Genomic DNA, 7,970 nt, shown 5'->3' with positions numbered 1-7,970 from the left:
GGTCGGCGCGCGACCGAGATATTGCAGCACCAGCGTCTTGCCCTTCTCGATGTCGACGAACAGCTCGTCGCCTTCCGAGAGGCCATAGAAATAGACCGGCGTCGGCAAGACTTCCGTGGGGCCGTAGCGGTCCTGGGTCTTTTCGAAATCCGAATAGACCTTGGGATACATGAGGTATGAGGCCAGCCGGAAATCGTCGATCGGGTGCCCGACCTCGTCGGCGATCTTCTTGCGCTCGGCCTCGAGATCGACATCCTTGAGATAGGAGCCCGGCCGCTCGGTGATGGCTTTCTTGCCTTTGAGCACCTTTTTCTGCAGTTCCTTGGGGAAACCGCCCGGCGGCTGGCCCAGATCGCCGGCAAAGAAGCCCACCACCGAATCGGGGAAGGCGATATCGCGCCTGGGGTCTTCTACATCGGCGCGGGTCAGCCCGGCCGAAACCATGGCCAGCGCCATGTCGCCGACGACTTTGGAGCTCGGCGTCACCTTGACGATATCGCCGAACATCTGGTTGACGTCGGCATAGGTCTGGGCGACCTCGTGCCAGCGCGTTTCGAGCCCCAGCGAGCGTGCCTGCTCCTTGAGATTGGTGAACTGCCCGCCTGGCATTTCATGCAGATAGACTTCCGAGGCCCCGCCCTTGAGATCGCTCTCGAAGGCGCGGTACTGCGTGCGCACCGCTTCCCAATAGAATGAGATCTGGCGGATCGCCTTGGCGTCGAGCCCCGGATCGCGTTCGCCGCCGGCAATGGCCGCCACCAGCGATCCCAGCGTCGGCTGGCTGGTTGTGCCGCTCAGCGCATCCATCGCCGCGTCCACCGCATCGACACCCGCATCCACCGCCGCCAGCACCGTGGCCGAGGCCGCGCCCGACGTGTCGTGGGTATGGAGGTGAATCGGCAGGTCGGTCTCGTTGCGCAAAGTCGCAATCAGTTTCCGCGCCGCGGCTGGCTTCAGGAGCCCCGCCATGTCCTTGAGCCCGAGCACATGCGCCCCGGCCTTTTCCAGCTCCTGCGCCAGGCCGACATAATATTTGAGGTCATATTTGGCGCGGTCAGGATCGAACAGGTCGCCGGTATAGCAGATGACGCCCTCGGCGACCTTGCCCTCCTCGATCACCGCGTCGAGCGACACCCGCATATTCTCGACCCAGTTCAGGCAATCGAACACGCGGAACACATCGACGCCGCCCCGGGCCGCTTCGCGCACGAAGAACTTGACGACATTGTCGGCATAATTGGTGTAGCCGACGCCATTGCTGCCGCGCAGCAGCATCTGCGTCAGGATATTGGGTGCGCCCTCGCGCACCTTGGCGAGGCGCTCCCATGGATCCTCATTGAGGAAGCGCATGGCCACGTCGAAGGTCGCCCCGCCCCAGCATTCGAGGCTGAACAGGTTCGGCAGCCCTCGGCTATAGGCCTGGGCAATGCGGGTGATATCAAAGCTGCGCATGCGCGTCGCCAGCAGGCTCTGATGCGCGTCGCGCATGGTCGTGTCGGTGAAGAGCACCCGCTTCTGCTTCTTCATCCATTTGGCCAGGCCCGCCGCACCGTCGCGGTCGAGAATCTGACGGCTGCCCTCGATCATGCTGAGCGCCGGAAATTCCGGCACCACGGGCGCCGCCGCTTCCGCCGGCGGGCGCGGCCGGTCACGCACTTCGGGATGCCCGTTGACCGTCACGTCCGCGATATAGCTCAAGAGCTTGGTCGCGCGATCCTTGCGCGGCTTGAAGTTGAACAGTTCCGGCGTCGTGTCGATGAAGCGCGTGGTGTAGCGGTTCTCGACGAAATCCGGATGGGTGATGATATTCTCGAGAAACGCCAGATTGGTCGCCACGCCGCGAATGCGGAATTCGCGCAAGGCGCGGTGCATGCGGGCAATGGCCTCCTCGGCGCTCGGCGCCCAGCAGGTGACCTTTTCCAAGAGCGGATCGTAGAACCGCGTGATGACCGCCCCGGCATAGGCCGTACCGCCATCGAGGCGCACGCCAAAGCCGGTGGCGCCCCGATAGGCGGTGATGCGGCCATAGTCGGGAATGAAGTTCTGCTCCGGATCTTCCGTCGTCACCCGGCACTGGATGGCATTGCCGTTGAGGTGGATGTCCTGCTGCAGCGGCACACCGGACTCCGGCGTGCCGATCACCGCGCCATCGAGCAGGTGGATCTGCGCCTTGACGATGTCGATGCCGGTCACCTCTTCGGTGACGGTATGCTCCACCTGGATGCGCGGATTGACCTCGATGAAGTAGAACCTGTCGGTATCGGCATCCATAAGGAATTCAACCGTGCCGGCACCGCGATAGCTGGCCGCACTGCCCAGCCGCACGGCGGCGTCGGTCAGTTCCTTGCGCACCGCTTCGCTGAGATAGGGCGCAGGCGCCCGCTCCACCACCTTCTGGTTGCGCCGCTGCACCGAGCAGTCGCGCTCGAACAGATGCACCAGATTGCCATGGTCGTCGCCGATCAGCTGCACCTCGACATGGCGGGCGCGCTCGATCAGCTTTTCGAGATACATCTCGTCCTTGCCGAAGGCCGCCTTGGCTTCGCGCTTGCCTTCGGAAACTTCAGAAATCAGGGTCGACTCATCCATGATGCGGCGCATGCCGCGTCCGCCGCCGCCCCAGCTGGCCTTGAGCATCAGCGGATAGCCGATTTCGGCCGCCAGCTTCTTGATGGTTTCCGGATCGTCCGGCAGCGCCTCGGTCGCGGGGACCACAGGCACATTGCTGGCAATGGCCATATTGCGTGCGGCAACCTTGTTGCCCAGGTCGCGCATGGTCTGCGCCCGCGGCCCGATGAAGATGATGCCGGCATCTTCGCAGGCATCAACGAATTCCGGGCTTTCGGAGAGCAGGCCATAGCCGGGGTGGATCGCATCGGCGCCGGAAATGCGGGCAATGCGGATATATTCGTCGATCTGCAGATAGGCTTCGACCGGGCCCTTGCCCTTGCCGATCAGATAGGCCTCGTCGGCCTTGAAGCGGTGCAGCGCCAGCTTGTCCTCTTCGGCAAAGGCGGCGACCGTCTTGAGCCCCAGCTCATTGGCGGCGCGGAACACACGAATGGCGATTTCGCTGCGGTTGGCGACGAGGATTTTCTTGATTGGCATCGATTGTATATCCGAGCAGGAGGGGTTTGGGACCTTGCGGTCCGGCTCAGGTCATCACGGCTGGATAGGACGGTCGTCCCTCCAACCGTCAGCGTACAAGTCTAGTCGCGGCCGAGGTGGCCAGCCAGGTGGCTCATGTCGTAGCCGGCTTCCGCCGCTTGCGAGATGATCTCGCCTGCATCCATCTCTCCCGCCTGGCTCAGTGCCCACAGTGTGGTCGAGCGCGTCCCCGAACGGCAGAAGCAGAAGACCGGACCCGCACTCCCCTCGAGCACGGATTTGGTCTGCTCGACCATCTCGGGGGATACCCCTTCACGGCCCAGCGGAATGGAATAATAGTCAAGCCCGGCCGCCTTTGCCGCGGCTTCGATCTCGGCGCCGGCCGGCTGGCCTGGCGATTCACCGTCAGGGCGATTGTTGACGATGGCGACAAACCCGGCGGCCTTGAGCGATGCGACGTCCTCGGGCTGAATCTGCCCCGAAACGCTGACGTGATCGTTGATCCGCTTCAAATCCAAGTCACTACTCCCGCTGCCACATGTCGCTTCCCCGGCCCCTTATATCTGCGGGGTCGCTGCCGACGCAACTGCGACAGAAGACTAGCTGTCATGAAGCTGTCACTGCCGTTCAGGCAGCCGCGGCGGCCCTGAGTTTTTGCAGCGGGAGCGGCCGGCCCAGCAGAAAGCCCTGGAAACAGGTGCAGCCGGCCAGCCGCAACTGATCGAGTTGCGCCTGCGTCTCCACCCCTTCGGCCACCACATCAACCGGTAGGGAGCGGGCAATGTCGCAGATCGCCGAGACAATCATGCCGTCGATGCGGTTGGCGCCCAGATTGGCAACATAGCTGCGGTCGATTTTGATGATGTCGAAGGCAAAGCTCCGCAGATATTGCAGGCTCGCATGGCCAGCGCCAAAGTCGTCGATCGCGACCCGTACGCCCAGCGCCCGCAATGCGGCCAGATTGGCGAGCTCGATCTTGCCGGCATCGAGCGGCACCGTCTCGGTGATCTCGACGACGAGTAGCCTGGGGTCGGTGCCGGTCTGAGCCAGCACGGCCTCGAACCGGCTGGCAAAATCGGCGTGGCGCAACTGTGCCGGCGACACATTGACCGCCACTGGCACGCGGGCCAGCGCCGGCAGGTCGGCGCAGGCCCGCCGCAATACCCAGTCACCCAGCTTCTCGATCAGGTCGCTTTCCTCCGCGATTGGAACGAACTGGGCCGGTGAAATCATGCCGCGCACGGTATGCCGCCAGCGCACCAGGGCCTCGTAGGAGCGGATGGCCATGTCCGGCCCGAAGATCGGCTGGTAGTGCAGCTCCAGCTCATTCATCATCAAGGCGGCGCGCAGTTCGCGTTCGATGAAGCGGCGCTGGCGTTCGTCGCCCAGCATGTCCGGCTCGAAAGCGACCACAGCACGGCGACCGCCCTTTTTGGCCTTGTAGAGCGCCAGGTCGGCCTTTGAGATGAGCTCGGCCGGATCGGTGGCATCCTGCGGCGACAGGGCGACCCCGATGGAGGCGCAGAGGCGCACCGGTCGGCCGGCAATTGGCACCGGGCGTTCGAGCTGCCGCAGCAATTCCTCGCCCAGCCGGCGCAGCGCCCCCTTGTTGTCGTGGCCGGCAATCATGATGCCGAATTCGTCCCCGCCTAGCCGGCCCACCACCGCGCCCGGAATGACCGCCTGAAGGACGCGGCTGAGATGGACCAGGGCAGCGTCGCCCGCTGCGTGGCCCGCGCTATCATTGAGCTGCTTGAGATTGTCCATATCGAGCTGGAGATAGCCGACGGGACGATCGGCGTTATGATGGACGTCGGCGCTCAGCTGCTCGAGAAAATAGGCCCGCGTGAACACGCCTGTCAGCGCATCCCGATTGGCCGCGGCGCGCGCGTCGCGCGAGACCTTGGCCAGTTCCGCCAGACGCCGCGACAACCAGCGATGCCCGCCATAGAGAATGCCCAGCAGGATCGCCCCGACGATCAGGCTTCCGGCTGGCAATGCCTGGATGACCAGCGGCCCGGCCAGCCCGAAAAACACCGCGCCCCGGACCAGAACGACTCCCACCACGCCGATGGCGATGGCCAGGGCAATTCTACGATAGCCAAGAATTATGGCGCTAAAGTCTGGATCAGGTCGCATCGTTTGCCGGTCCGGTCAGGTCATCCCATATAGGGCGCAAGGTCTGAACGAGGCGTAAACGGTAACAAAAAATGGTTGAGATACAAAAGCTTAGCGCAATTTTGACAGGGCTCGCACAATAGTCATCCCACATGACAGATCTGCGACGGTCACCATATCGGCCGTGCGGCAGGTTAATCGGACCCTAACCGCGTTCCGGGCTCATGACGGCGTCGCCGGCTGCAATGCCCTCTCCCGTTTCCGGCGGACTAGGGCACCAGGACGTTGACCCAGCGCGCCCACAGGTCGCGCCGCTCAGCGACGAAGCGCTCCGCCACCCCCTCGACCGTCGCGCCCGGCTCGTTGAGCTGGGCCAGCAAGGCGTTCATCTCTGCGAGAGGCAGGCTCGAGCGCTGGAAGTAGGCGGCAATGGCCGGAATGTCGGTAAACACCCACTCGGCCAGCGCCACCACCACCGTCTCGGTGGCAAAGGCACTCGCCGCCGGGCTGGGACAGGCCAGCTGCGCCAGGCATTTGGCCGCCTCCGCGTCATAGCTGCCCATGTCCAACGCCACGAAATCGAATTGCGCCAGCACCGCATTGGGCTGCCAGTAATAGAACAGCACCGGCTCCTTCCGGCTCACCGCCTCGGCGATCAGCGTATCCATCTCGAACCGGTTGGCCGGCTCGACCAGCTCCACCGCTCCCGCAATGCCCAGCGCCCTGACCAGATTGCGGTTGATCACCGCGCAGGCCCAGTCGAGCGGACAGGAGATGAACCGCACCGGCGCCCCGCCATTGAGCGTCGGCAGCGCTGCCCCCAGCCCGGCAATGCCGGTCAATTCGGGATGCGCCGCCGCCAGATGACCAGGCATGAACCAGCCCTCGAACTGGCTCTCGGCATAGCTGGGCCCGGCCGGTCGCAACATCTGCGCCTCGATCCCGGCATTCCATACCTCGGCAATGCGCGTGACCCACATTTCCGGCGCCACCGCCGGCTGGCCGGTCGATCCCATGGATGACCCCGTGGCCGCCAGATCCCCGGGGGTCACCCGGGTTTGGCAGCCATATTCCCGGGCAAGGATCCGCGCATGAATTTCGGCCAGCAGTTCGGCCGAGGGCCAGCTCATGCGCGCAATGCTGAGCGGCTGCGTCCCACAGGGCGGCGGCGGCGCCTCCGGCTCACGCGCCGGGGTCGGACTGGGCGTGTCCTGCGCCTGGTCGAGCACGGTGATCTGGGCCTGGGCTGGCGCCGCCACCAGCATGGCGACCAGCAGCAGCACCGCCCGCAATAGCCTTGCTGTCATGGCCTCTCCAACTCCCCCCAAACCGCGTCACTCTACCCGAAAACCACCCCCGTTAAGCAACAGCAGCAGTGGCTTGATTTGCCAATCAATACCCGGTGACTCAGGCTTATCAAGTGTGCAACAGTCCCTTCCAGCGGGGCGCGGGTTGCGCCCCCTTTATCGCGTCGCTCCGGTACGAAGACTGGCTCACGCAAGAGCCTCTCGACGGAGTGACCCAGCAGAGGGACGTACATGCTCAATCTCAAGAACACCCTGACCCTGGCAGTTGCCGCCACGACGCTCGCCGTCGCCGCGCCTGCCATCGCCCAGGATACCGGTGCCACCATCGGCTTCATCGGTGGCTTTACCGGCCCCATCGAATCCCTGACCCCGCCGATCTTTGCCGGCGCGGAGCTCGTGGTGAAGCAGGTCAACGAACAGGGCGGCATCCTGGGTGGTGAGCTGACGCTCATCTCCGCCGACGGCGCCTGCGACGCGACGGCCGCCGCCGCCGCAGCCGACAAGGTGATCAACACCGACAACGTGACGGCCGTGGTCGGCGCGCTCTGCACCGGTGAAACCATCGGCGCCTTCAACGGCTCGGGCCTGAGCGGCAATGTGGTCTTCATCTCGCCGGCCTCCTCGGCTCCGGCCCTGACCACGCTGGAAGACAACGATCTCGTCTACCGCACCACCCCGTCCGACGCCCTCCAGGGCGTCAAACTGGCCGAACTGCTGCTCGCCAAGGGCGTGCAGGACATTGCCATCACCTATGTCAACAATGACTACGGCAAGGGCTTTGCCGACGCGCTGTCGGCCGCCTACACCGCCGGTGGTGGCACCGTTGCTGCCAATATCGCCCATGAAGAAGGCAAGGCCGACTATCGTGCCGAGCTGGGCAACCTGGTCGCTTCGCAGAACCTGGTCATCCTGGCCTATGCCAATGCTTCGGGTAACACCATCCTGCGCCAGGCCGTCGAATCCGGCAACTTCACCCTCTATGTCGGCGGTGACGGCATGGTCGGCGACGACCTGCTCTCCGGCATCGACGCCGCAGCTGTCGAAGGCCTGATCGCCACCCGCGCCGGCGCTCCGGAAGGCGAAGCCACCACCACCTATGTGGACCTGGCCACCGCTGCCGGCATCGAAGCCAACGCGACCTATGCGCCGCAGGCCTATGACGCCGCGTTCCTGCTGGCCCTCGCCATCGAGAAGAACGGCTCGGCTTCCCGTGACGGCCTCTCGGCCGCCCTGCGTGAAGTGGCTTCCGCTCCCGGCGAGAAGATACTGCCCGGCGAATGGACCAAGGCTGTCGAGCTGCTCAAGGCCGGCACCGACATCGATTATGACGGCGCCGGTGGCGCGCTCGACTTCGACGAAGTCGGCGACGTGGACGGCATCATCGTCGAGCTCGCCGTCGAAGGCGGCGCCTTCGTCGAAAAGGGCCTGATCCAGTAA

Annotated in this window: 5 protein-coding genes; 1 reads left to right on the top strand and 4 read right to left on the bottom strand. The window is 64.6% G+C overall.

The window, feature by feature from the left end; all coding sequences use genetic code 11:
• From pyc to V6M52_RS10080, 4 genes are all read right to left on the bottom strand, one after another.
• Positions 1-3,108 (bottom strand): pyruvate carboxylase (gene pyc, locus V6M52_RS10095; RefSeq protein WP_332700924.1); only part of this gene is annotated, 3,108 nt, incomplete at its 3' end.
• A gap of 101 nt (positions 3,109-3,209) precedes the next feature.
• A complete protein-coding gene (locus tag V6M52_RS10090) occupies positions 3,210-3,626 on the bottom strand; it encodes a TIGR01244 family sulfur transferase (protein WP_332691890.1) in 417 nt (138 codons plus the stop codon).
• Between the two features lie 109 nt (positions 3,627-3,735).
• Entirely contained in the window at positions 3,736-5,247 is a 1,512-nt protein-coding gene (locus V6M52_RS10085; RefSeq protein ID WP_332691887.1) for a putative bifunctional diguanylate cyclase/phosphodiesterase, read from the bottom strand.
• Positions 5,248-5,495: 248 nt separating this feature from the next.
• Positions 5,496-6,533 carry a glycine betaine ABC transporter substrate-binding protein gene (locus tag V6M52_RS10080; RefSeq protein ID WP_332700923.1) on the bottom strand — a complete coding sequence of 346 codons (1,038 nt, stop codon included), beginning with the start codon at positions 6,531-6,533 and terminating at the stop codon, positions 5,496-5,498.
• Between the two features lie 231 nt (positions 6,534-6,764).
• Between V6M52_RS10080 and V6M52_RS10075 the strand changes: the two genes are divergently transcribed.
• Positions 6,765-7,970, top strand: a complete 1,206-nt coding sequence (locus tag V6M52_RS10075) for an ABC transporter substrate-binding protein (protein WP_332700922.1) — start codon at positions 6,765-6,767, stop codon at positions 7,968-7,970.

This window comes from Devosia sp. (assembly GCF_036676215.1).
GTDB lineage: Bacteria > Pseudomonadota > Alphaproteobacteria > Rhizobiales > Devosiaceae > Devosia.
Note: the sequence above shows the minus strand (reverse complement) of the source record. Positions and strands in the feature narration are given on the sequence as shown.

Bases quoted from the DNA above. Each gene is read 5' to 3' on its own strand.
- V6M52_RS10085 (WP_332691887.1), bottom strand. From the start codon at position 5,247: ATGCGACCTGATCCAGACTTTAGCGCCATAATTCTTGGCTATCGTAGA.
- V6M52_RS10075 (WP_332700922.1), top strand. From the start codon at position 6,765: ATGCTCAATCTCAAGAACACCCTGACCCTGGCAGTTGCCGCCACGACG.
- V6M52_RS10080 (WP_332700923.1), bottom strand. From the start codon at position 6,533: ATGACAGCAAGGCTATTGCGGGCGGTGCTGCTGCTGGTCGCCATGCTG.